23 protein-coding genes are annotated in these 22,916 nt (G+C 49.8%); 8 read left to right on the top strand and 15 right to left on the bottom strand.

Translation table 11 applies throughout. From position 1 onward, the window contains the following. Window positions 1-178 precede the first annotated feature (178 nt). From AC5JMP_RS20725 to AC5JMP_RS20700, 6 genes are all read right to left on the bottom strand, one after another. The gene (locus tag AC5JMP_RS20725) at window positions 179-583 is read right to left on the bottom strand and encodes a tetratricopeptide repeat protein (protein WP_495853391.1); all 405 of its coding nucleotides are present in this window, start codon (window positions 581-583) and stop codon (window positions 179-181) included. Beyond that, entirely contained in the window at window positions 580-810 is a 231-nt protein-coding gene (locus AC5JMP_RS20720) for a tetratricopeptide repeat protein (protein ID WP_495853390.1), read from the bottom strand. The genes AC5JMP_RS20725 and AC5JMP_RS20720 overlap by 4 nt, the downstream gene beginning before the upstream one ends. Before the next feature lie 39 nt (window positions 811-849). Next, window positions 850-1,146 (bottom strand): hypothetical protein, encoded by a 297-nt coding sequence (locus AC5JMP_RS20715; protein WP_495853389.1) that lies wholly within the window; start codon window positions 1,144-1,146, stop codon window positions 850-852. 79 nt (window positions 1,147-1,225) lie between these two features. Continuing rightward, window positions 1,226-2,146, bottom strand: a complete 921-nt coding sequence (locus AC5JMP_RS20710; RefSeq protein WP_495853388.1) for a YihY/virulence factor BrkB family protein — start codon at window positions 2,144-2,146, stop codon at window positions 1,226-1,228. An 82-nt stretch (window positions 2,147-2,228) separates the two neighbouring features. After that, on the bottom strand, window positions 2,229-4,271 hold the full coding sequence (locus AC5JMP_RS20705; protein WP_495853387.1) for a sensor histidine kinase: 2,043 nt from the start codon (window positions 4,269-4,271) through the stop codon (window positions 2,229-2,231). 82 nt (window positions 4,272-4,353) lie between these two features. Continuing rightward, a complete protein-coding gene (locus tag AC5JMP_RS20700) occupies window positions 4,354-4,701 on the bottom strand; it encodes a hypothetical protein (protein ID WP_495853386.1) in 348 nt (115 codons plus the stop codon). Between the two features lie 326 nt (window positions 4,702-5,027). Here AC5JMP_RS20700 and tmk point away from each other — a divergent pair, with 326 nt between their 5' ends. Both tmk and AC5JMP_RS20690 read left to right on the top strand, forming a co-directional pair. Further along, on the top strand, window positions 5,028-5,708 hold the full coding sequence (tmk, locus tag AC5JMP_RS20695) for a dTMP kinase (RefSeq protein WP_495853385.1): 681 nt from the start codon (window positions 5,028-5,030) through the stop codon (window positions 5,706-5,708). A gap of 41 nt (window positions 5,709-5,749) precedes the next feature. Beyond that, window positions 5,750-6,697, top strand: coding sequence for a DNA polymerase III subunit delta' (locus AC5JMP_RS20690; RefSeq protein ID WP_495853384.1), 948 nt, complete (start codon window positions 5,750-5,752; stop codon window positions 6,695-6,697). A 15-nt stretch (window positions 6,698-6,712) separates the two neighbouring features. Here the strand turns inward: AC5JMP_RS20690 and AC5JMP_RS20685 are convergent, their stop codons facing one another. After that, complete coding sequence (locus tag AC5JMP_RS20685; protein ID WP_495853383.1) at window positions 6,713-7,180, bottom strand: CYTH domain-containing protein; 468 nt, start codon at window positions 7,178-7,180, stop codon at window positions 6,713-6,715. 49 nt (window positions 7,181-7,229) lie between these two features. On the opposite strand from AC5JMP_RS20685, the gene AC5JMP_RS20680 reads away from it, so the two are divergent. Beyond that, the gene (locus AC5JMP_RS20680) at window positions 7,230-7,868 is read left to right on the top strand and encodes a DUF6962 family protein (protein ID WP_495853382.1); all 639 of its coding nucleotides are present in this window, start codon (window positions 7,230-7,232) and stop codon (window positions 7,866-7,868) included. 126 nt (window positions 7,869-7,994) lie between these two features. Continuing rightward, window positions 7,995-8,420, top strand: coding sequence for a large conductance mechanosensitive channel protein MscL (gene mscL / locus AC5JMP_RS20675; RefSeq protein WP_495853392.1), 426 nt, complete (start codon window positions 7,995-7,997; stop codon window positions 8,418-8,420). A gap of 70 nt (window positions 8,421-8,490) precedes the next feature. On the opposite strand, the gene AC5JMP_RS20670 is transcribed toward mscL, so the two are convergent. The 3 genes from AC5JMP_RS20670 to aptA all read right to left on the bottom strand — a co-directional run bounded on the left by AC5JMP_RS20670 (window position 8,491) and on the right by aptA (window position 11,093). Continuing rightward, complete coding sequence (locus tag AC5JMP_RS20670; RefSeq protein WP_495853381.1) at window positions 8,491-8,826, bottom strand: ssl2009 family thylakoid membrane protein; 336 nt, start codon at window positions 8,824-8,826, stop codon at window positions 8,491-8,493. A 102-nt stretch (window positions 8,827-8,928) separates the two neighbouring features. After that, a complete protein-coding gene (gene upp / locus AC5JMP_RS20665) occupies window positions 8,929-9,579 on the bottom strand; it encodes a uracil phosphoribosyltransferase (RefSeq protein WP_495853380.1) in 651 nt (216 codons plus the stop codon). A gap of 176 nt (window positions 9,580-9,755) precedes the next feature. Continuing rightward, window positions 9,756-11,093 (bottom strand): omega-aminotransferase AptA, encoded by a 1,338-nt coding sequence (gene aptA / locus AC5JMP_RS20660; protein WP_495853379.1) that lies wholly within the window; start codon window positions 11,091-11,093, stop codon window positions 9,756-9,758. A gap of 278 nt (window positions 11,094-11,371) precedes the next feature. Here aptA and AC5JMP_RS20655 point away from each other — a divergent pair, with 278 nt between their 5' ends. Then, the gene (locus tag AC5JMP_RS20655; RefSeq protein ID WP_495853378.1) at window positions 11,372-12,127 is read left to right on the top strand and encodes a SinI family restriction endonuclease; all 756 of its coding nucleotides are present in this window, start codon (window positions 11,372-11,374) and stop codon (window positions 12,125-12,127) included. Here AC5JMP_RS20655 and AC5JMP_RS20650 read toward each other — a convergent pair. Next, a complete protein-coding gene (locus tag AC5JMP_RS20650; RefSeq protein WP_495853377.1) occupies window positions 12,113-13,543 on the bottom strand; it encodes a DNA cytosine methyltransferase in 1,431 nt (476 codons plus the stop codon). The two genes, AC5JMP_RS20655 and AC5JMP_RS20650, sit on opposite strands and share 15 nt — an antisense overlap. Before the next feature lie 174 nt (window positions 13,544-13,717). Here AC5JMP_RS20650 and AC5JMP_RS20645 point away from each other — a divergent pair, with 174 nt between their 5' ends. Together AC5JMP_RS20645 and AC5JMP_RS20640 are read left to right on the top strand one after the other, a co-directional pair. Further along, window positions 13,718-15,097, top strand: a complete 1,380-nt coding sequence (locus AC5JMP_RS20645; protein WP_495853376.1) for a leucine-rich repeat-containing protein kinase family protein — start codon at window positions 13,718-13,720, stop codon at window positions 15,095-15,097. 68 nt (window positions 15,098-15,165) lie between these two features. Beyond that, complete coding sequence (locus AC5JMP_RS20640) at window positions 15,166-16,707, top strand: amidohydrolase family protein (RefSeq protein ID WP_495853375.1); 1,542 nt, start codon at window positions 15,166-15,168, stop codon at window positions 16,705-16,707. A 51-nt stretch (window positions 16,708-16,758) separates the two neighbouring features. Here the strand turns inward: AC5JMP_RS20640 and codB are convergent, their stop codons facing one another. The 3 genes from codB to AC5JMP_RS20625 all read right to left on the bottom strand — a co-directional run bounded on the left by codB (window position 16,759) and on the right by AC5JMP_RS20625 (window position 20,220). Further along, entirely contained in the window at window positions 16,759-18,045 is a 1,287-nt protein-coding gene (gene codB, locus AC5JMP_RS20635) for a cytosine permease (RefSeq protein ID WP_495853374.1), read from the bottom strand. A 325-nt stretch (window positions 18,046-18,370) separates the two neighbouring features. Further along, a complete protein-coding gene (locus AC5JMP_RS20630) occupies window positions 18,371-19,585 on the bottom strand; it encodes a glutathione S-transferase family protein (protein ID WP_495853373.1) in 1,215 nt (404 codons plus the stop codon). Window positions 19,586-19,878: 293 nt separating this feature from the next. Then, window positions 19,879-20,220 (bottom strand): winged helix-turn-helix transcriptional regulator, encoded by a 342-nt coding sequence (locus AC5JMP_RS20625; protein WP_495853372.1) that lies wholly within the window; start codon window positions 20,218-20,220, stop codon window positions 19,879-19,881. Between the two features lie 128 nt (window positions 20,221-20,348). Here AC5JMP_RS20625 and AC5JMP_RS20620 point away from each other — a divergent pair, with 128 nt between their 5' ends. Beyond that, window positions 20,349-21,086, top strand: coding sequence for an SDR family oxidoreductase (locus tag AC5JMP_RS20620; protein ID WP_495853371.1), 738 nt, complete (start codon window positions 20,349-20,351; stop codon window positions 21,084-21,086). 1,052 nt (window positions 21,087-22,138) lie between these two features. Here AC5JMP_RS20620 and AC5JMP_RS20615 read toward each other — a convergent pair. Next, on the bottom strand, window positions 22,139-22,879 hold the full coding sequence (locus tag AC5JMP_RS20615) for a TnsD family Tn7-like transposition protein (RefSeq protein WP_495853370.1): 741 nt from the start codon (window positions 22,877-22,879) through the stop codon (window positions 22,139-22,141). Window positions 22,880-22,916: the final 37 nt, after the last annotated feature.

The raw sequence follows: 22,916 nt of genomic DNA, 5'->3' as shown, positions 1-22,916 counted from the left end.
CTTCACCGTCCACTCTTTGAACTTCACCGTCCACTCTTTGAACTTCACCGTCCACTCTTTGAACTTCACCGTCCACCCTCAGAACCTCAGCACCCAATCCCCACACCCGATCGCCCCCACTCTAATCTCTACCTTCTCCGCCATAACCTTCGCCAGAGGCGTTTTAGGGTTGTGAAGATCAATCGCCATCCTCCTTGCTGTCAAATTTACGAAGGGCAGCATCACATCTCTCGACACTACGATATAGTTTCATGTTCTGGAATAACTGACGGGCATTTTCATAGGCAGAAATGATATCTTCCGGCTTTTGGTCAAGCTTTGCCATTGTGTTGCCCAAGTTAAAATAGGAAGTTGCTACTCCCAGTCGATCGCCGATTTCTCGCGCTATCTCTAACGACTGCTGATGAAACTCGATCGCTCTTTGACAGGGTCCCAAGGATTGGTAGGCAGTGCCCAGATTTCCTAATGAAATCGCTTCTCCCTGCCGATCGCCAATCTCTCGTCGAAGGCTAGGGGCTTGCTCATGGAAATCAATAGCTTGCAAGTATCGCCCCAAGTTGGAGTAAGCATTGCCCAAATTCAAGAGAGCATCTGCTTTTCCAAAGAAGGATCTGACGGTTTGAGCCAGGTATAGGCTTGCTCATAGCATTCCAAGGCAGCAGGGTAGTCATATTGCTTTGCATAAGCCTCTCCCAAATGGTTGTAGAGCGAAATTAGTAAGGGCGACTGAGAATCCTGCTGCTCCGATGCCGTAATCTGTTGCTGTAACTCCGCCAGCAGTTCCTCACTTTCAGCAGTAGGAGCTGCCAAAGGCATCTCTGGAGGGCGAACCTGCCCACAAACTCTTTACTATTGCGACAAAAACTCTACGACTTCCGATCGCGCCTCCCTCAGCCGCACCCCAATCAGCTCATCGGCTCCCGATCGCGCCTCCCTCAGCCGCACCCCAATCAGCTCATCGGCTCCCAACACCGTCACCACCGATCGCTCCCGCAACTCCGCCTCATAGTCCTGAATAATTTGCTGCCGCAGATTGCGATCGTCACATATGGCCATCAGCAGGTTTAGCGTGTTCTCACTGGCAGCGATCGACAACACCAGCTTGCGATAGCTCCGCCGATTTTCCGCGTCAAGGCTCGTCGTCATCGCCAGCACTCAAATATAGCAACGGATTCTTGAACGGATGAAGCGGATAAAACCCATCCCCTCATCCACCCATCCACCCCTATCCCCCACTCTCCTCCGGCTCAAATTCCCGATTCGCCTGCTGCCCCTGCATCGCCTCACCCACCGTCACATTTAGCTGATCGCCCAGCAGCAGCACCAGCGAACTCATGTATAGCCATAGCAGCAGCACAATCACCGCTCCGACCGCCCCATAAACTCGGTTGTAATTGCCAAAATGCCGCACATACAGGCGAAACAGGTTGGAAACGATCGCCCAAAACACCGCCGCCAACACCGCACCCGGCATAATCGGCTGTCCCGGATTCCAGTGGCTCGGCCCGTAGCGATAGATAAAGCCAAATGCCAGCGACATAATTAACAGAATGAGCGGCAGCGCCAGCCAGCCCCAAAATTTCAGCAGTTCCGAGGCGATCGAGCCGCTCTGGGATGCCACCACACTTGCCGTATTATTCACCAGCACATCGCCCACCAGCATCAGCGCCAGGGAGAGAAGCAGCATCACGATCGCCCCCAGGGTTAGCGCTAGTGCAACCAGCCTCGCCTTCCAAAAGGGACGCGACAGGCGCGGCGGAATTTGATGAATCTGATCCAGCGCCATCATGGCTGCTCCCAGCGCCCCCGAAGCCGTCCACAGTGCAAACAGAAAGCTGAAGGAAAACAGCCGTCCATCCTGTCCTTGACTCACCTCCTGGGCAAACCCCTGGAGCAAGCCCAAAACCTCTGTGGGGGCAACTTCGCTCACCTGACCTGCCAGCTTTTCAAAGGTGCTGTTTAAGGGACGAAATAAACCGATCGCCGTCAATACCGCTAGCGTTGCCGGAAACAGGGACAGCATCGCGTTATACGCCATCTCTGATGCTAGCCCCGGCAACCGTTGCTTAAACGCCGCAGCAATCGCCTTTCGCAGGGTTCGCCCGTTGAGATATTGAAAGAATTGGAAAAACCGCAGCGATCGCATGATGAAAAGAATAAAAGTTGACGGTTACAACCGTTATTATGCCAATCTCACAGAATTAAAACGGCAACTGGTGCGCCATTTCCTAGCCCAACTGAATCGGGATCATGACCTCAAAAGTCGTCCAGCCTTCCTTACTCTCCACCTGAATGGTGCCCTGCAAATGCTCGACCAGCTTTTCGACTAGCGCCAGCCCTAATCCTGTACCGCCCTGACTCCAGGGATCAGCACGGAGGCAGCGATAGAACTTGTCAAAAATTTTAGGCAGCTCATCAGATGAAATATTTGCCTGATTGCTGACTCGAAAGCTGATCCTAGGAGCAGCAGCAGGAGGTGCAGGGCTAAATATCAACTGATGCCGAATATCCAACTGAATCATGCCGCCCGGTTGAGTATATTTGCAGGCATTATTCAACAGCTCCGCCAAAACTCGCCGCAGCATTGCCTCGTTAGACAGAACAATCGGCAGGCGATCGGAATAGCTCATTTGAAACTGGTGTTGGCGATCGGCAAACCGCGCCTGAAAAGCCTCCCCTAGAGAAACAATCCAGGCTTGCAAGTCAATTTCCTCTAGCTCCACAGCGCCTATGGTCGCCTCTAACCGCTGCAAATCCAACAGATCGTCAATCAGACTTGCTTCGCGGGCAGCCTCTTTTTCCAAAATATCTAGGTAGCGCTGGCGTTTGTCTTCGGTAGAGGCAATCCGCAGCATTTGCACCGCCATTTTGACATTGGTGATGGGCGTACGCAGCTCATGAGAAACGGTGCTGAGAAAATCATCCTTGAGACGATTCAGCTTTTCTAGCTCCCACACCTGATTTTGTGCCGTTTGGTAAAGCTGAGCCTGACGAATAGCGATCGCACATTGGTTTGCCACCTGCTGCACCAGACGAATCTCAAACTCATGGAAAACGTGGTCAGCTTGGTGAATCAGCCACAGATCTCCCAATATCCCCTGGTCGGTACCCCCTTGATCCAGGCTACCATCCACACTTTTTTGATCCATAACTGGCGCAGATTGCGGATCAACAAAAATCGGGCAAGCCAGCATCGCCACTCTACCGCGATCGGCATTGGGCAAGAGCGAACAGAACTGTAAAGGGTGTCCCTGCTTGAGCTGCTGATAGATCTCCGGGAAATCATCCATCTGCGAGACGCGCCCTTGGCTGGTGGGGATCGATCGCGTAAATTCGTACCTGACCGTGGATGTACCTTGATCCAGGTCATACAGCGCCGCATTGCAGCCCCCCAGCTTCAGCACAAAGGTGAGTTCTCGGACTGCCGTCTGCAAAATTTGGCTGCCGTCTAAGGAATCGCGCACTTTGTCAGTGACCCGTTTGAGCATTGATTCATAGACCAGCGCCGTTTGAATCTGGTGGGTACGCTGCTGAACCTGCTCTTCTAGATCTGAGTTGAGCTGCTGTGCCCGTTGATACAAAATTGACTGTTGAAATGCGATCGCCACCTCAGCAGCCAACTGTTGCAGCGCCTCGACCTCAGCCTCTTTCCAGACACGATCGCCATCACATTGATGCACGGCCAGCCAGCCAAACAGACTCTCTTTCAAAAAAATCGGTGCAGCAATCAAAGCGTGAATTTGCTGACGTGCCATGAGCTTGGCGATCGGTGGCAGCAAATCTGCCTGATGCCGATTTTCAATCACCAAAGGCACTGCGTTTCTGAACAGACTCAACCATCGGCATACCCAGGCTGGATCAAGGTTGGCATGCATCACAGAGGACTGACTCAGCCGGACTGCCTCAGCAACGCCTACCGCCAAGTTTGGCTGACCGGGCTGAGGCTGACCGGGCTGAGGCTGACCGGGCTGAGCCTGATCGGGCTGAGCCTGAAGCTGATAAAAAATTACGCGGTCAGATTGCAAAAGCTCCCGCGCTGCTACAACAGTCTGCTCCAGAATTTCCGATGAACTTAGCAACTGCTGCAAACGACGAGCAATCTCTCTGACGACCCGGTGATGATCACGCGCTTCGATCGCAGCCTGATAGCTACACATCAAACCTTGGTTTTGCTGATGTAGGTTTGTTACCGTCGATCGCAAATCCGCCAGAGCTGCCGCCAATTCCTCCAAGAAAGGTTCTAGAGGCTGTTCAGGGAATGAAGATGGCATGTTGCTAGCAGCCAGAGTATGAGTAACAATACATCACTCTAGCAGCAATCTCAGTAAATCCACAGTCTAAAGACTACAGTTCCTAGCTCACAGCACTTTCGACCACTCGCCAATGCCGATTCTCTTCTACAGCCTGATTAAGCAAATGAAAGACTTGCTGACAATGATTGTTCACCTGAAGCGGCAGCTCTTCGTTTTTCACGACCAAGTTCATCCGAACTTCAGCCTCCTGGTGCAGCACTGGTTCAATCAAAATTTCTACTGTCACCAGCTTGGCGTATGTCACACGCCCTGGGATTTCACGAGCCACTAAATAGTCTTCCGATGAATAGATGACATTCATGCTGCACGCACGCAAAATCTCGACGAGCAGTTGCCAGAACCGATCGGCGGACACTGAGACTGTAAATAGACCTGTATAACGAGCCATAGGCAAACCTGGGAATACTCTTTCGTCCGAATCTTGCCCTCTGAAACCTTATTTCTCAAATTCTTAACTCTGGCGAATCGAAAACTCTGGCGGTTAACAATGGCAGACTCTCACCGAAAACTTGAGTCTTTTGAATCTACTGAAGCTTAAATTGAATCAAATCAAAGCAGATGCGTTTAGTTCAGAGTATAACAAAACGATGATATTCTCCAAATACTTCTGCTTTCTGTATCCTTTGACGGATATTTATTGCAGATATTTATCTATGTCGAGTATCTGTGTCGAGGGCGCTGCTCAAAGACCCAATGCCCTAAGGATGAGAAACCATGCCAGGACGGCTGATTGTGTTTGAAGGAGTAGAGGGTTGTGGCAAAACAACCCAAATTGCCCGATCGCAAACATGGCTTCAAGAAAGCGGTCTTTTGACAGCGCTACAAAACCAGGGAGAAGTTTCGCGGCTGATTGTGACTCGCGAACCGGGCGGCACGGAACTCTGCCAGGAAATTCGCCAATTACTCTTGCACCCCACCAGCCAGGAGGCAATGCAAGATCGCACTGAGCTACTACTCTACGCCGCCGATCGCGCCCAGCATGTCGCAGGATTCCTCAAGCCTCAGCTTGCCCAAGGTGCGCTGATTTTGTGCGATCGCTTCACTGATTCCACCGTAGCTTACCAGGGCTACGGACGCGGACTCGATCGCGGACTCATTGGTCAGCTTAACCAAATTGCGACCGATGGGTTGACCAGCGACCTCACCCTCTGGCTCGACCTAGAAGCCGCCGTAGGACTCGCCCGCGCCCAAAGTCGGGGAATGAGCGATCGCATTGAACAAGCCGCCCTTAGCTTTCATCAGCGCGTTCAGCAGGGTTTTACCGAGCTTGCCCAAGACCATCCTCAGCGGATTGTTCAGATCAACGGCGATCGCAGTGAAACCGAGGTATTTAGTGATATTCAGCGGGTTTTAGAAAAACACTTGCAGCAGTGGTACAAAATCCCTGCCTCCTAAGCCCCGCCCTATTCGCCCCGCCCCATTTCTCACCTCTCTCCATGCCCTTCACCTCCCTCCTCGGACAGCCGCAAGCGATCGAACTTCTCACCCGCGCCATTAACCAAAACCACATTGCCCCTGCCTACCTTTTTGTTGGTGCGCCCGGTGTCGGTCGGCAATTGGCGGCTAGAGGATTTGCAGAGTTGCTCTTAACTTCTCCAAACCCGGTTCATCCGGCAAAAACGTCGCTGCGCCAGCGCATCCAACAGGGCAACCACCCCGATTTGCTTTGGGTTGAGCCAACCTATCTGCATCAGGGCAGGCGGGTTTCTGCAGCTGAGGCGGCTGAATTAGGCATCAAGCGCAAGTCGTCGCCCGAAGTTCGTTTAGAGCAAATTCGAGATGTAGGGCGGTTTCTCAGCCGTCCGCCGCTAGAGTCAACGCGATCGGTCGTCATTATCGAAAATGCTGAGAGTATGGCAGATGCTGCGGCTAACGGGCTGCTGAAAACCTTAGAGGAGCCAGGTCGCGCGACGCTGATTTTACTGGCTCCCAGCGTTGAATCGCTGCTGCCCACGATCGTTTCTCGCTGTCAAAAAATTGCTTTTCAGCGGTTAGATACCCCAACGCTAGCTCAGGTTTTGACCCAGGCAGGTCATGGCGAAATCTTGCGGCAGCCTGACGTGCTGGCACTAGCGCAGGGTAGCCCTGGAGAGGCGATCGTCCATTGGCAGCAGCTTCAGACCATTCCAGAGGAGTTGCTGACTGCCGTTAGAGAGCCGCCTACATCGCTGCGAGCTGCCCTTGATTTAGCGCGGCAAATTGCCCAAGTCTTGGACAGCGAAACTCAGATTTGGCTAATCGACTATTTGCAAAATCGCTACTGGCATCAAGGGCGATCGGGCATTCTGCAATCGTTGGAAGAGGCTCGTCGGTACCTGCGGCAATATGTCCAACCTCGGCTGGTGTGGGAGGTTACGTTAGCGAAAATTAGGGACGAAAGTTAGATTCTGCTTTCGCCTTTATTTCCACTGCGAGAAAGGCAGCTTCACCAGATTAGAGTTGAGATATCGCGGATCGTCCGAGACTTCTTGCCCAATCCAGTCCGGTAGAGTGACTTGCTGATCTGGATGAGTTAGCTCTACCTCAGCGACCACCAAGCCCTGATTTTCGCCTACAAATTCATCGACTTCCCACAGCAGATCGCCGTAGGGAATTTTGTAGCGCGTTTTTTCGATCAAAGGTCGATCGCACAAAGTATCTAGAAGCTCTGAGGCATCTGAGCCAGGAATTTCGTACTCAAATTCTGATCGAGAGATGCCAGATGTGGCGCCCTTGATCGTGATGTAGCCCCGATCGCCCGCCAGACGAATCCGAACCGTGCGATCGATATCAGACACAATATAGCCCTGACGATAAACTGTACCCGCAGCCAGAGTGCGCCAGGAATCATTTTTTACCAAAAACTTTCGCTCAATTTCGATCGCCATGCTTTAAAGATCCTGTTCCAAACGTCAGAGGTTCATTCCCATTTATCCTATGCCCATCACCGAACCCACCACCATGCTGACGGACTACGCGATCGCTGTAGAAGCCTCTGGGTTCAGCATCCTGTTGTTTAGACTCGGACCGTTTCACCAGCAGGCCGCTATAAAATTTTGGGCGGCTGCTTTTGGGAATGTAGCTGTAGCCGCCGCTTTGGGTGGCACCTGTCATGGTTTTGCGCGGCTGCTTGAGGGTTCTGCCCTGGCGCTCTTGTGGAGAATCATGCTGCTTGCCATCAGTCTTGCAGGCTGTTTCATGCTGCTTGCCACGCTCAAAAGCAGTCTGTCTCGACGCTGGCAAAGAGAGGGGAATATGCTGGTAGGGATTAAATTTTTTGCTTACCTGGGCTGGGCGATTCTGCATCCGTCGCTAGACCATGCCTTTGTCTATGGGGTAGTCGATTACCTGTCGGCAATGCTGTGGGTGTTGCTCCTGGAAATAAGAGCCGTTTTTCACTCCCCGCGATCGCTCTGGATTATTGCCGGAATTCTGATGTCAGGGGTGGCGATCGCTTTCCAAACCAGCGGTGTAGTGCTGTTCAAGTATTTTAACCACAACGACCTCTATCACTTGCTCCAAATGATTGCGCTGTACTGGTTTTACCGAGCCGCAAGATTACTCAAAGATAGGTAGGTAATTTGGGGAAATCGTGAGGAAAATCCCCGCAAAAATAAGAGATCTCCACCCAGCGGCTTGACATTTTCAGGTAAAAGCAGGAAATTAGCCCTGAAAACATCTTTTTACTTACAAGACTTCATCATGACAGCATCAGGAAATGGCGGGATTTTAGCAGAGTTCAAAAAATTTATTATGCGGGGCAACGTCGTTGACCTGGCAGTAGCTGTCATCGTGGGTGGCGCTTTCGGTAAAATCGTCGAATCGTTTGTTGCAGACATCATAACTCCTGCAATCCTCGCCCCAGCCTTGCAAGCTGCCAACGTGGATGATTTGTCCAGGCTGTCAGCAGGCGGCATCAAATATGGTTCTTTTCTAGCGGCAGTTTTGAATTTTTTAGTGATTGCACTCTCTATCTTTCTGGTAGTCCAAGCGTTTGAAGCCGCCAGAAAAAGGTTCGTTCGTCAGAACGCAGCGGAAGAGGTTGCTCCGACCGATCCCATCGTCATCTCTCAAGAAAATCTCACGCACGCGGTCGAACGGCTGACTCAAGTGATTGAATCAAAGTAGCCCTGTAAAGTAGACCCATGAAGTAGACAAGTTCAGACAGGCGCAGCTTTGAGACTCCAGCTTTGAGACTTCAGCTTTGAGGATCTTGGGCGATCGGCTTTTTACCCTGATCTCTCGCTGCGCCGTTGACAGTACCTAGCTGCTGCCGGACATCATCAATGGCATCATTCAACTGCGCAATCTTATCTTCCAAACCTCGACGCGCTACTTCAATTCCTTGCTCAGTCGAGGCTTTGAGGGGACGCTTTTTTCCGGTGCGAGGATCGATTCTGGGAAAAGATTCGGCACCTGGATTCTCAGCTTGAGACAGCCGCGAGGTAACGACGACCCCCACGACACCGCCTACCACACCGCCCACGATCGCTCCTAAGAAAAACCCGCCGAAAAAGTTACTTTGCTGGCTCATAACAAAATCCTGCCATTTGCGTTCAGTCAGGGCAATTTTACGATGATTTTAACGCGCTCTGACGCGGGTTAAACGCCCAAGCGATCGGTAAACGCTCGGCAGCTAGGTGCCAAAGGTGCGATCGCCCGCATCTCCCAACCCCGGCACGATGTACCCTTGCTCATTTAATCCTTCGTCAATACAGGCGGCATAGATCACCAGTCCTGGGTAGGCAACGTTGAGCTTTTGTAGCGCAGGCGGAGCCGTAACTACCGAAATAATCCGCACATTTGCCGGATCAACGCCCCGTTTCGTTAGCTCTTCCATGACGGTGGTAATGGTGCCACCCGTTGCCAGCATTGGCTCAGTGATCAGCACATGGGCTTGGGGGGCAAACTGAGCCGGGAACTTATTAAGGTAAATGCTCGGCTCTAGGGTTTCCTCGTTCCGCACTACGCCAATGTGATAGATGGAAGCCAGGGGCAGCAGCGCCTGCGCCCCTTCCAGCAGAGCCAGCCCTGCCCGCAAAATGGGAATAACGGCGATCGGCACTTCTGGATTGACAAACGTCGCGGCACAGGGAGCCAGCGGCGTATTGACTGCGGTATCGATCGTCGGCAGCCAGTCTCGAATCGCCTCATAGGTGAGCCACCGCCCCAGCTCTGTCATGGCGCTGCGAAACAGCACGTCTGGCGTATCTTTGTCACGGGCGACGGCAAGCCAATGCTTGATCAGGGGATGGGGGGGAACGTAAACGCGCAGTTGTAAAGCCATTCTGGAGAGTGAGTGCAGATCAAATTTGCCTCATCATAACTCTGTACTTTGCCGTTAACCCAGCATTTAAGATTTTGGGTCGTGGGGGTGGGCAGAGTAGAGCTTGTAAGGGAACGATCGCCCATTCTAGAAATCTGGCGCTCATTATGCACACCATTCGCCTTACAAATAATCTTCTAGGGCAATTCCTTCAGCACCTCTGTCAACATAGAAAACAGTTCGTCTATGTGAGATTTCTCAATGATGAGAGGCGGCGACAGGGCAATAATATCTCCTGTGGTGCGGATCAGCAGACCTCGCTCATAGCAGCGAAGAAAACAGTCAAAGGCGCGCGCTCCCGGCTTGCCCAGTATGGATGCTAGCTCAATCCCGGCAACCAGCCCAATATTGCGAATATCGATGACGTGGGGCAGACCCCGCAGCCCATGCACAGCCTCCTCCCAATAATCAGAAAGTGATTGAGCGCGCTGGAATAGTCCCTCTTTCTCATAGATGTCCAAAGTCGCCATGGAAGCAGCGCAAGCGACTGGATGTCCTGAATAGGTGTAGCCGTGGAACAGCTCGATCGCATTCTCTGCCGAACCCTCCATAAAGGCATCGTATATGCCCTGCCGGACAAACACTGCGCCCATGGGCAACGTGCCGTTGGTGATGCCCTTAGCCACAGTAATCATGTCGGGAATCACCCCAAAGTAGTCGGCAGCAAAGCCTGTGCCCATCCGCCCAAAGCCGGAAATCACCTCATCGAAGATCAGCAGAATGCCGTATTTGTCGCAGATCTGCCGCAGTCGCTGAAGATAGCCCTGGGGCGGCACCAGGACACCCGTAGAACCCGCCACAGGTTCCACAATCACCGCCGCAATATTGGAAGCATCATGCAATGCCACGATCCGCTCTAGCTCATCGGCAAGGTGTGCGCCCCAGGCAGGCTGTCCCTTACTGAAGGCATTATGCTCTAGGCTGTGGGTATGGGGCAGATGATCGACCCCAGCCAACAAACTGCCGTAGAACTTGCGGTTAGGCCCAATGCCGCCCACCGAAATGCCGCCAAATCCTACGCCGTGATAGCCGCGCTCTCGTCCAATCAGCCTTTGCCGCGTTCCCTGACCGCAAACCCGATGATAGGCGATCGCGATCTTCAGCGCCGAATCCACTGCCTCAGAGCCAGAGTTAGCAAAAAACACGCGGTTCAGATCTCCAGGCAGCATTTTGGAGAGGCGATCGGCTAATTGAAACGCGCCGGGATGCGCCATCTGAAAAGTGGGTGAAAAGTCGAGGGTCATCACCTGCTTCTGCACCGCTTCGGCAATTTCGGGGCAGCTGTGTCCAGCATTGACGCACCACAAACCCGCAGTGCCATCAAGAATCTGCCGTCCATCCTCGCTGGTGTAGTGCATCCCCTGGGCAGACACCATGACGCGCGGCTTCGACTTAAACTGGCGATTGGCGGTAAAGGGCATCCAGAAGGCTTCGAGACTCTGGCGATCGGTTGAGGTAAAGGGGCTTTCTTGCATAGGTTCTGTAAAGTTGTCTGGGCGTAAGTTCTCTGGGCTGAAATTCTCAGCAGGCTCCTACTAAAATCCTGTCAGATTTTCCTAAGCGGTAGCAAAGTTTTTTGTTTCCTGTTATTTACCGCTGTGTCTCAAATATAGCGATCCCGACCGACAATGTGAACGGGGTTTGCTTGTTCTAGAAGGTTAGCGTGAACTTGATCTCTTACTCAAGAACTTAGTGATCATTTACAGGCGAATTAGGGCATTTCTAGAATAGAGCTACCCTTCATAGGACTTACATGATTAATTTCGATAACATCATTGCAGTATCCAGTTCTACAAGCGACTTCTTGCAAATCTTTAAAGACTCGTTCTCTGAAATAAATGAATTATTTTCAGAAGCACATGAGGTTATTCTTTCAGCTTGCTATAGAAATCCAGGTCTGTCTCCAAGCATGAAAAGTACCTCACAAATAGCCCTTGCACAGAGATGGCTCAAGAAGTACAAAAATAGCTTTGAGCGAAGAGTCTCGCAACGGGTGTCTAATCCACCTGGAACAGTTGCAGATTCCATAGTAGAGACAATTATTAAGGCTAGGCTCACAGGTTTAACGATTACACATCTTGAGCAGATAAAATACGCTCATAGGCTATCTATGTCAGCCGAAAATATTCAAGGATTGCTACTTGAAGAGTTTCTAGCCGAGCAATTAGCAGATTTCGGATGGTTTTGTTGTTGGGGTGAAGTGCTGCGCCATGTCGATTTTTGTCACAAGGACGGTTCTCTTTTACAGATAAAAAATCGCAGCAATTCAGAGAACAGTTCTTCATCGAGAGTTCGTATTAATCAGCCCATTGAAAAATGGTATAGAGTCGATGCACAAACAGGAAATTTTCAGTGGTCATACTTTAATCAGAAACATAACACTGATCAATTTTCTGAAGAAAGCTTTGTTGAGTTTGTCCGGAAAACTTTAAAGAGGAATCCTAGAGCTTTGCCTGTAGAAGTTGGCAATCCTTGGCAGTCCTCATCCAAATCTTCAAGACAAAGCTAGACAGAGTTGCTCTGCTGGTGAGTCGTTTATGGAGCCAATGATTTCGTTTGACCAGCTTAGATCATCTGTATTGTTATAGCGTGAATAAGGAAAGTTATTAAAGTCTGTAGTGACTTTTCCGTCTAAGTGACTAATTAACATCTTAGCAACGGCTCTTCCTAGAGAACATGGAACAGCATTGCCGACCTGGCGGTATTGATCCAACAAAGTCCCTTCTATAGTCCAGTTATCTGGGAATTCTTGTATCCGCTTATACTCCTCAATACTAAGAGGTCTGTCCTCTTCTGGGTGCGCTAGGTCTGTTGCAGGCATTGCTGGATGAGTGACCAAAGTTGGAGAAGGTTTATCCCATGCCAGTCTTCTGTAAAAGCCTGTCTTCCCGCCGCTAGCATGATAAGACGCTCCTAGCGCCTCTGCGTGTAGTTCTACAGGTAAATTCCGCCAATGTTGCCCTGGCTTTAACAGCCTGTAATATTTCAGCCGTTTTTCAGGAAATTTGACAAAGTGATGTCCTTCCTTTGGCAGACCTTCAAGAGCTTCTCTGAGCGTTATCCAATTCGGTAGTCCGTACAAGTTCTTCTGCGCATGGGTAGGCGTGAGATAGGGAAGCTTTTCTCCATCTCGACTACAAGTAATTATGACTCTTTCACGTTGCTGCGGTGAGCCAAAATTAGCGGCATTGTATAAGTTGAAGGAAACGCTGTAGCCTGACTCTTTGAGCCTACGAGTGATGTACAGAAGTGCCCCCCCTCTTTGTTCCTCTGGAGAGAGCTGTGGACATTGACTTCCTCTCAATTCATGGGGTCGATGTTTGAGTGGAGCAGATAATAATCCTCGAACATTCTCAATAACAGCAAATTTAGGTCTAAGTTCAATAATTAAATCGATGAATGTTAAGAATACATTACCTCGTTCATCTTTAAAACCTTGCCGTTTACCAGCACTACTAAAGGCTTGGCACGGCGGACCACCAACAATGACATCGATATCTTCTTGAGGAGTCAACCCTGCTTTTTCTCTAATCTCGCTAGCTGAGTAATCGCGGATATCGCCAATCAGCGCTACCTCAGGTTTATTAGTTTCGATTGTCCTTCGAGCTGCTTTGTCCACTTCACACGCAAGAATTACTTCAATTCCCTCTCTTTCTAGCCCTAAATCGAGTCCCATACAGCCGGAAAAGAAGCTTAAAGCCTTGAGAGCAGGTTTGGTAAAAGACCTTCTTGTGTGATCTGGAATTGCTAAACCCAATTTATGCTCTTTGCCACAATACTCGCTGGCTGATTCCGATGCGATTATCCACCTACTGCCGACCATATCTCCACCCAGTTCACCACTTCTGAGTAGTTTGCGAACATACTGTTCTGAATAGCCCAGCATTTCAGAGGTTTCTTTTACAGAGAGATAGCCAGTGGGCATAGATTTCGCAGCCGAAACTTAAGTTAGGTACCCTATATTAAAATGAGTCTATCAATTTCGCAAGTCATATTAGGGGCGTGTTTTAACGTGCGATATGAAGTTTAGGTTACTTGCCACTGCTGAGTACGATCGCTAGGCTGTATTCGATTTGGCACTCTAATCCGCTGTACTCCTATGGAAACGATCGATTTACTGCGCTCAGGTCAGCTTGCGGGAGTTAAGCGGCTTAATCTTTATGGCGGTTTAGCTCAATTTCCATCAGAGATTTTGGATTTGGCAGACTCTTTGGAAATCCTGGATCTGTCAGACAATTGCCTGAAGTCCTTGCCCGATGAGTTTGCCCAGCTAAAGAAACTCAAAATCGTTTTCTTTAACAACAATGCGTTTGAGGAAGTTCCAGAGATTCTTTCACAGTGCCCCAATCTGTACATGGTCGGCTTTAAATCTAACCAGATTAGAGCCTTCGCAGAAAACGCCCTATCGCCAACCGTCCGTTGGCTTATCCTCACTAACAACAGGCTGGAGCAGCTTCCTAGATCGATCGGCAAACTGACAAATTTACAGAAGCTCATGCTGGCGGGAAATAAGCTGCGATCGCTCCCACATGAGATGGCTTTGTGCCGAAGCTTAGAGCTAATTCGGCTGGCGGCAAATCGGCTTGAGGCACTTCCCGACTGGTTATTTACCCTACCGCGCCTGTCCTGGCTGGCTTATTCTGGAAATCCGTTCTGCGATGCCATTCCTGTGAAGGAGCGATCGCTCCCCCATGTAGATTGGGCTGAACTAACGCTGGGAGAAACGCTGGGTCAAGGTGCGTCTGGCGTGATCTCTAAGGGAACTTGGGCTATGGAGCAGGGGGCTACTGGGCAACCTCAAGAAGTTGCCATCAAAATATTCAAAGGTGAGATCACGAGTGATGGGCTTCCTGCGGATGAAATGCGCGCCTGCATCGCTGCCGGATCGCACGAAAATCTGGTGGGGTTGCTTGGAAAGGTAATCAATCACCCTGAAGCGACAGGGCTGGTATTGCCTCTCGTTTCACCTGACTACCGAAACCTGGGTAAGCCTCCAGACTTTGATAGCTGTACTAGAGACACTTATAGCCCAGATACAGCTTTTTCTGTGCCTATGATTTTGCGGATTGCTCAGGGAATTGCTGCTGCTGCCGCGCACCTCCATAGCAGAGGCATCATGCATAGCGATCTGTACGCTCACAACATCTTGGTGAACGAAGCAGGACATAGTTTACTGGGAGACTTCGGAGCCGCTTCTTTTTATGATCTGAGCAGTTCAGGTCAGGCGATCGAGCGTCTGGAGGTGAGAGCCTTCGGCTGTCTTTTAGAGGATCTGTTAGATCACTGCAAACCGGGGGATGCTTTTTCTCAAGCAGAGTCTCCGATAAGTTCTCCAATAAATTTTCCAATAAGTTCTCAAGCAGGGGCGATCGCCTCTCTACGGGGCTTGCAGCAAGACTGTATGAATCCAGTTCCCTCTATGCGTCCACTGTTCATCCAAATCTGCGAAATCTTAGTCACAATTGAGCAAAAACTTTGACTTGTCTGCGCTATTGCTGTTTGTTAAAGGTGCGCACCTTTAACAAACAGCAGGGAGATAGGACAGGCATGACAGCTATGACAGCCATGATGAGCAAGGTTGAACTGGTTCGGGGTCGCTGGATTTTCACAGGAGACGACACATTAGTCGATGGCGCGATCGCCATTCAAGCGGACAGCATTCTGGAAGTAGGAAATTGGGACAGCTTACAAGCCAAATATCCCGATGCGGAAGTCCATGGCTCCAGCCAGTTTGCCGTGCTGCCAGGGCTGATCAATGCCCACCACCACAGCAATGGAGTTCCTAACTCGCTCCAGGGCATAGACGATGATTTTCTGGAACTCTGGCTATTTTCTAATATTGCGCTGCGATCGCAAGACCCCACCTTAAAGACGCTGTTGAGTGCTGCCGCTTTGTTGCAAAGCGGCGTAACAACGGTGCTAGATGTCTGCACTGTTTCGGGGACACCTGAGGAGAGTCTGGTGGATCTGAAGGGTCGGCTCCAGGCATACGAGCAAGCAGGTTTGCGCGTTGCCCTAACTCCAGGTGCAACCTACAGCAGTTTTTTGGTGCATGGAGAGGGAGATGATGATGCCTTTCTGGCTAGCCTCCCCACTGCTCTGCGTCAGCAAGTTCAAAAGCTGGCGATGATCCATCAAACTTTGTCGCCAGAGGCTTACCTGGGGGTGATCAGCGATTTGGTGATCAGCTATCAGTCCCATCCTCACATTTCTGTTTGGTTTGGACCTCCAGGGCCGCAGTGGGTAAAGGACGATCTGCTGGTAAAAATCGCCGAAACCGCAGAACGCCTGAATACAGGTATTCAAACCCATGCCGTCGAATCACTTTATGAAAAGCTTGCGGGTCCTCGCAGCTACGGTAAATCCGTAATAGCCCACCTGCATGATCTGGGGGTACTTAGCCCTCGCTTTTCGATCGCCCATGGGGTTTGGCTCAGCGAAGCGGATATTCAAATCTTGGCGGAAACCGGAGCATCCGTCAGCCACAATCCCAGCTCCAATCTGCGGCTACGGGCTGGAGTTGCCCCCCTAAACCAGATGCTGCAAGCGGGCGTTACCGTCGGCTTGGGGATGGATGGCACAACGCTGGGGGACGATGAGGATATGTTTGCTGAAATGCGCTTGGCGACAAGGCTGCACCGTACTCCTCAGCTCAATAACCCTGCGCCCACCTTTACCGATATTTTTCGGATGGCAACTGCGGGAGGTGCCAAGCTTTTGAGACAGCCCACCCTCGGCAAGATTGCCCCAGGGTATAAGGCGGATCTGGTGCTGGTGAACTGCGATCGCATCACCTGGCCTTGGGTTTCACCGGAAGCAAATCCGCTGCATCTGATGCTGATGCGCGCTCGTGGAGCAGATGTTGATACGGTGCTGGTAAACGGCAAGGTGGTTCTGCGCAACGGGCAACCCACAGGATTTGATCTCCAGGCGATCGGGCAAGCCGTTGCCGAGCAGCTCAATGCGGCTCCCAATCGTGACCAATACTATACTTTGGCGCAGGAGGTGCGTCCTTACCTGGCTCAATGGTATGCAAATTGGGAGGTGCCACAGCTAGAACCCTATGCCGCTTTTAATGCACGCAAATAGCGCCAGGTGCGGCATAGGGATGTCACGAAACACGATCGCCAGCCTTGGAAACTACAGAATCTCTCGGCTACGAACGGGCTGAGGAATCACCTTGATCAACACTGAGTAGAGAACAGCCGCTGCAATAACCCCATTCAGCGGCCCGATTCCCAAATTAGCCTGACCTGAGAAATAGGCGATCGCTGAAGCTGCAACATAGGCAATGACGCCTGACCAATTGAAGGCGGGTTGCCGAGTCTCCAGAGAGGGAAACTCTCCCCGATGCCTAATCCAAAAGTCTGCCATGATAATACCGCCGACCGGAGGAATCACTGCCCCCAGAAAAATCAGGTAATTAATGAGTCCCTCGTAGATACCTGTTAAGGCAAACACCAGCGCCAAGGTGGCTCCGCCCAACACAAACGCATGGCGCTTAGTAGTGCGGAAGAAGTTAGTTCCCGCGACTGAGAAGGCGTAGATTGTGTTGTCTTGCGTTGTCCACACGTTCAAAATCAGCAAAATCAATCCAAAAAACAGCAGTCCTTGCTTTGCCATTGCCTGGATCAAATCTTCGGTGCCGTACACGAGCGTGCAAAATGCGCCTGTAAAAATCAGCAGACCGTTAATGAACGTGAACGCTAGAAGCGTGCTCCAGACCGCATTTTTAGCAGAGTCGGCAAATCGACTCCAGTTGGTTGCCTGCGTTCCGCCAGAGATAAACGTGCCTATGGCGATCGCCAGCGCTGAGCCAAAGGACAGTTCTTGAGTAGGCTGGAGAGCGAACAAATTACCCGCATCGCGCACGCCCAAAAACAGGCTTACGGCAATTAGCACCAGCATAGCTGGAACCGCCAGACGACTCAGCCAATCCATCGCAGTGTAACCAATGTAAGCCGTGACGCAAAACCCGTAGGTTGCAACCAGGACAATTATCCACGTAAAGCTAGGGGGTAAGCCCAGAAGATTCGTCAAAGCATCAGCAATGAACGCATTTGTTACCGCATACCAACCAATCTGGGTAAACCCCAAGATAAAATCGACCCAACGAGAGCCAATATTGCCAAAACTAAACCGCGACATCAATACCGTCGTTAGACCGCTTTTGTAGGCAATGTATCCCAGTGCAGCGCAGTAAGCCCCCAGGATCACGTTACCAATCACGACGATCCAAATAAGGTCAGTAAAGCTAAAGGCAGGGCCAATTTTGCCCCCGGCAATCATGGTGGTAGAAACTAGCGCAAACCCCATGAGTAAAGGTGCGAGTGACCATACAGGCTTCCGTGCAGTCATAGGGACTGCGGAAAGGGGATAATCTTCGGATGCCTGGGTTGAACCCTCTGTCTCAGTGATTAAGCTCATTTGGTATTCACACTCCCCAGCGTAAGAATTAGAATTAGGTTTTATTCTTATGCTTTTTTGATTGGCAGACTGTGTTTAAAGCGACACTAAAATTTCTGCCCATTGAAGTCCTATGGCTAAACCCAACTTTGACCGGAGGAGCGTTCTGAATAGTATAGGGATTGGTAATCGATTAATTTCAAGACCAATACTGAACGCTGGACAAAATATTACAGTGCTTTGCGCTTAGTTAAGCGTGTGGATTATTTTTTAGAAGCCGCACTCCGCACGGCTTCTAAAAAATAGCTATGGTTCATGCAATTGCAAATTGCTGTAGTACTTGGTATCAACGCTTGGCAAAGTCAGCCGGGTTTTGATCTCGCCGATGCTGAACAGGAATGGGCGCACCCTGGCGATCGCCCACTAACGCCGCCGTCTTCTCCAGCGATTCTCTCAGCCGCTTGGCAGCATAGATTGACATATCGCGGGGAACATTGATGCGATCGCGCAAATATCGCAGGGCGGCATCCGATTCTGGAGGCGGCAGACAAACTTGCCCAGTCATCAGGTGAGTGAGGGCACACCGTAAGGCTTCGTCAATCAATCGATCGTCAGCAGGGTTGACGCGAATAATGTTGGCACGATGCCTGATGACGCGATAAAGCGCCTCAGTGCGAGAAGTCTCTGGCTCTGGGTATGCCACATCGGGTAGCCCCTGCCAAGGACCTTGATCCACGCGAGCTTTGTTGATTTGCATCTGCGGCTCACCGTTTTCCCAGCAGCCGCCCATCTGAGGAGGCAAATCATGTGCATGGGTGTGGAAGTCGCTTTGGGTGCCCCGGTAGGTGGGTCGGCTTTCCATCGCTGCAAACCAGTCAGACAAGCGAGGATTGGACTCTCGCAGAGAGTAGCCTTTGTAGTAGTAGAGGCTGGCATTCATACGTTCGACATAGGGCGTGAAGATGACGTCAGCAGTGCCAAACTCCTCCAGGAAATAAGGTCCAGCCGTGCGGCTCAGGGCGTCTTCGACCTTGGCAACCACGCTGGTGAATTGGTCGCGGCTCCCCTGCTCTTGCCGAGCCGAGCTAGAGGGACGGCAAAGCCAGCCACACCAGGCTCTAAACAACAGTCGCTCTAGCTGTCGGAGAGGCAGTACGGCAGGATCTTTCATGCCTAATCCTAAAACGCCAAAAACCTGCTCTAGGGCAATCAAAATATCGTCGCTTTCAGTAATGATGCGATCGTCTAGCGCAATAGCAGGCAGCATTCCTGAAGGCACCTTACGCTTGTACCACATCTCCTTCTCGCCGTAGCAAAACATCGTCACTTTTTCGATGCGGTAGGGAATCTGCTTTTCCTCCAGCCATAGCCAAACTTTCTGGCAGTAGGGACACCAGGCGTGATTATCGCGGTAGAGCGTCACCCGCACGTCGGCTTCGGTGCGACCAAACAGCCGCAAGCGAGATTGAGCATTAGTCGCACCATTGACTGGATCAACTAAATAATCCGCTAAGGCTTCTAGTTCTGACCAACTGAGAGGGGCGATCGGGGTAGATGTCATTTTGAGGATGAGTGGGTTTTATAGAGGCTCTGCCTATGCTAACGATCCTACAGGATGAATAGGAGGGGCGATCGGGGTTTTCACAGGAAGGGCAATTATTTGAGCGTCAACCTAGTATCAGTAGATCGCAAATTAGGGTTTTGTGGCGCGCGCCACAAAACCCTAAAAGCTGGAGGACTTTGCAATCTACTAACACCAATTTAAGATGAGATAGCAGATGATTTTCGAGAGCCGCGCTCCGCGCGGCTCTCGAAAATCATCTGCCTTGTTTGGGTCTTAAATTGGTATAAGTATCAGTCTTTTTCGGACACCGTTTGAAACTTCAAATGTTCTCTTCCCCATTCACAAAGCGTCTGCAATACAGGCACTAGACTCCAACCATAGCTGGTAAAAGAGTATTCTACTTTAGGAGGTCTATCTGAATGGACAACTCGAAGAACAATGCCATCCTTTTCTAGTTCACGAAGCTGTTGCACCAACATTTTTTCAGTAATTTCAGGCACCAACCGCTTTAATTCACTAAATCGTTTCGGTTTATGTCTCAAATGCCAGAGAATCAAAATTTTCCATTTGCCCCCCAGGATTTTCAGCGTCGTTTGAACAAATACTGTACCCTCAGGCTCAATCTCTGACATAGCCCATCTCCTAAAGGCGGCTTACAAAAAAGTAAGTACTTCCAAAAAAGTGAGTATCAGTATATTTTTGTAAGCACTTGCTTGTAAACACCTAGCAGCAAAAATTAGCAGCAAAAAGGTAACTCTGAATGGAAATAAAGAATACGGTAGCGTTGGTCACAGGTGCTAATGGAGGTATTGGCAAACACTACATTGAAGCGCTACGAGCAATGGGAGCCTCCCGAATCTATGCAGGAGCACGCAATCCAGACACTCTAGCTGACTTAGCAGCCATTGACCCCCAGCAAATTATTCCTATTTCGCTAGATATTACTGATGAGCAATCTGTCAGAGCAGCAGCTGTCGAGTGCAAGGACGTAACTCTGCTGATCAATAATGCTGGAATTGGGCTGCTCAAAGGGTTTATCTCTGTTGCTGATCTCTCTAGCGCCAGAGCAGAAATGGAGGTCAATTATTTTGGCACGCTATCAATGTGTCGTGCATTTGCTCCTATCTTGAAGGCAAATGGGGGTGGAGCGATCGTCAATATGCTTAGCATTCTGGGCAGAATCAATTTCCCCATGAACGCCTCTTACTGTGCTTCTAAAGCGGCAGGTTTTATCATGACGCAGGGCATCAGAGCTGAGTTGGCAGCACAAAACACATTAGTGATTGGAGTCATGCCTGGAACCGTAGATACAGCAGTCAGCCAAGACTTTCCTCCCCCTAAGGTCGCTCCAGAGGTAGTTGCCCAAGAGGCTCTACAGGCTGTGATTGATCAAGTTGAAGATGTTTATCCCGGTGAGCAGGCTAAGGAAATGGCGGCGCAGCTCCTTAAAGATCCCAAAGCACTGGAAAAAGCGATGGCAATGATGCTGCCTCATTAGACATTAGAGCGATCGCAGTAAATCGAGACTATTATCAAACCTCAGTAGATCGCAAACCAATGCCCACGCTAGAAATACTCGTGTCTGATCCCCCTCAATCCCCCTAGAAAAGCGATTCTCTCCAAGATTGGCACAGACCATAAGCAAGTGGAAAACAGTGAAGCATTTCACCTCATGGTGGGGACTGAGTCCGCATAACGAGAAAACGGGAGGTATCCCTCATGTATCACTCTATGGAAGGAAAAGTATCTTGTAAGTATCATCTAGCTGAAAATTTATCGTTCACAGGACATTCGCAGTAAGTCAGGGGTGTTAAGGAAAGATTGTGAATACTAAATTACCATCTAAATAATGCTAGATAGACATGAAATGGATGATTCCATAACTGCTGAAAGCTACATAGAGTGATACCTAAGGGATATGTGTACACCGGGAAAACGCTCCTTAAGTAGTAAGGGTTGAAACCCCTATTCTAAGGTGCCGATTTTACAAAGTTTAAGTGAAAAAATTCTGGGTTAGTGAACCCAATCTTTTTACTTCAATCAAATCATAACAAATACGCTTCTTAAGTGTCACACTCTCAAATATTGGAGTATTTCGATCGCTCTCTGATACGGAACTTAGGCAGATTGTAGCACCAGAGAGCGAGGGACTTTGGTGTAAAGCTACAGGTTACAGACAAACCCCTTTTAGAAGGAGCTATTGTACCGAGTGTCACGGGCAGCTAGGTGAGACACTCATTAAGAGTATTAGCTAGTAGTCTACCAAGGAACTTTACTTAGCAAGGTCATTTCTGAAAATCTGCCTGTTGGATGACCACTACTTCTTGCGATCGGGATAACTGCATGTAGACTCAATCGAAGCTTTTCACATGCATTTAAGAATTTGTTCTTGTTGTCGCAAAATCTGATTATAGTTTTCTCTGATGTCCTAAGCATCTACCTGTGGAAGACGCAACACCAGAGAGACTTAGCCGCTCATGCATCTTGCACAAATGCTATAAAACCGTTTATCTAGGTGTATGTCTAGAAAACAAGAAGTTAAAATTATATTCATTCTGTGTATTCTTCTACTTCTGTCAGTGCAGTTGTAGTTTGGTTCTGAATTCTAAGAAGCTCAATAGCTTTATCAAGCACTTTTTGTACTTTTGCTAACTTCAAATCATATGATTGGATGCGTGCCTCCTTGATAAATTGCCATCGAGCTGGTATCGCATTCTGTACACGATAGCAATCGAACACCCACCGTATTTTCCGAATTGTGAAATCTTCCCTTGATTCAAGCCCTCTGCTGATTTCTGTAGAAGTTAGTGGAAGTTTGCTAAGTCGTTGACGTAGGGAACTGTTTGAACCTAATTCTCTTGTGATTTCAGATAAAGAAATCTTTTTAGGATAACCAGGTTTGCTTTTTATGCGCTCAATTATGCTTGGTATTTGATTAGATAGTTGGACATCACAAGCACTCCAATCTACTATTGCCTTTCCAATTCGCTTAGGAAAGCTCTTGTAAGAAGCGCTGACTGGTAAATTTGCTTCTAACCACATTTTATCATATCTGTTCAGCCAAGAGTGAAGACGACGGAAATTATTGCGCATGAATGTCCTACCTTTACTAGGATAAGCAGCTCGTGCAGATAACCACTTCTGGCGATAAAGCTTTAATTTCTCACTATGGTCCGATTGATGGATTCTGTTTAGAGGGAGTTCTGGACTCTCAATAAGCCTACTCCTACTACCGTTACTTTTTCGAGGAAATGGCAGATTTAAACGTGCAGCATAGAACCCATTTGACATCTTCCGGCTTCTGCTTTAAGGTGCTTGAAGCCGTCTA

The organism is Drouetiella sp., assembly GCF_059504425.1.
This window is presented reverse-complemented; position numbering and strand designations above follow the sequence as displayed.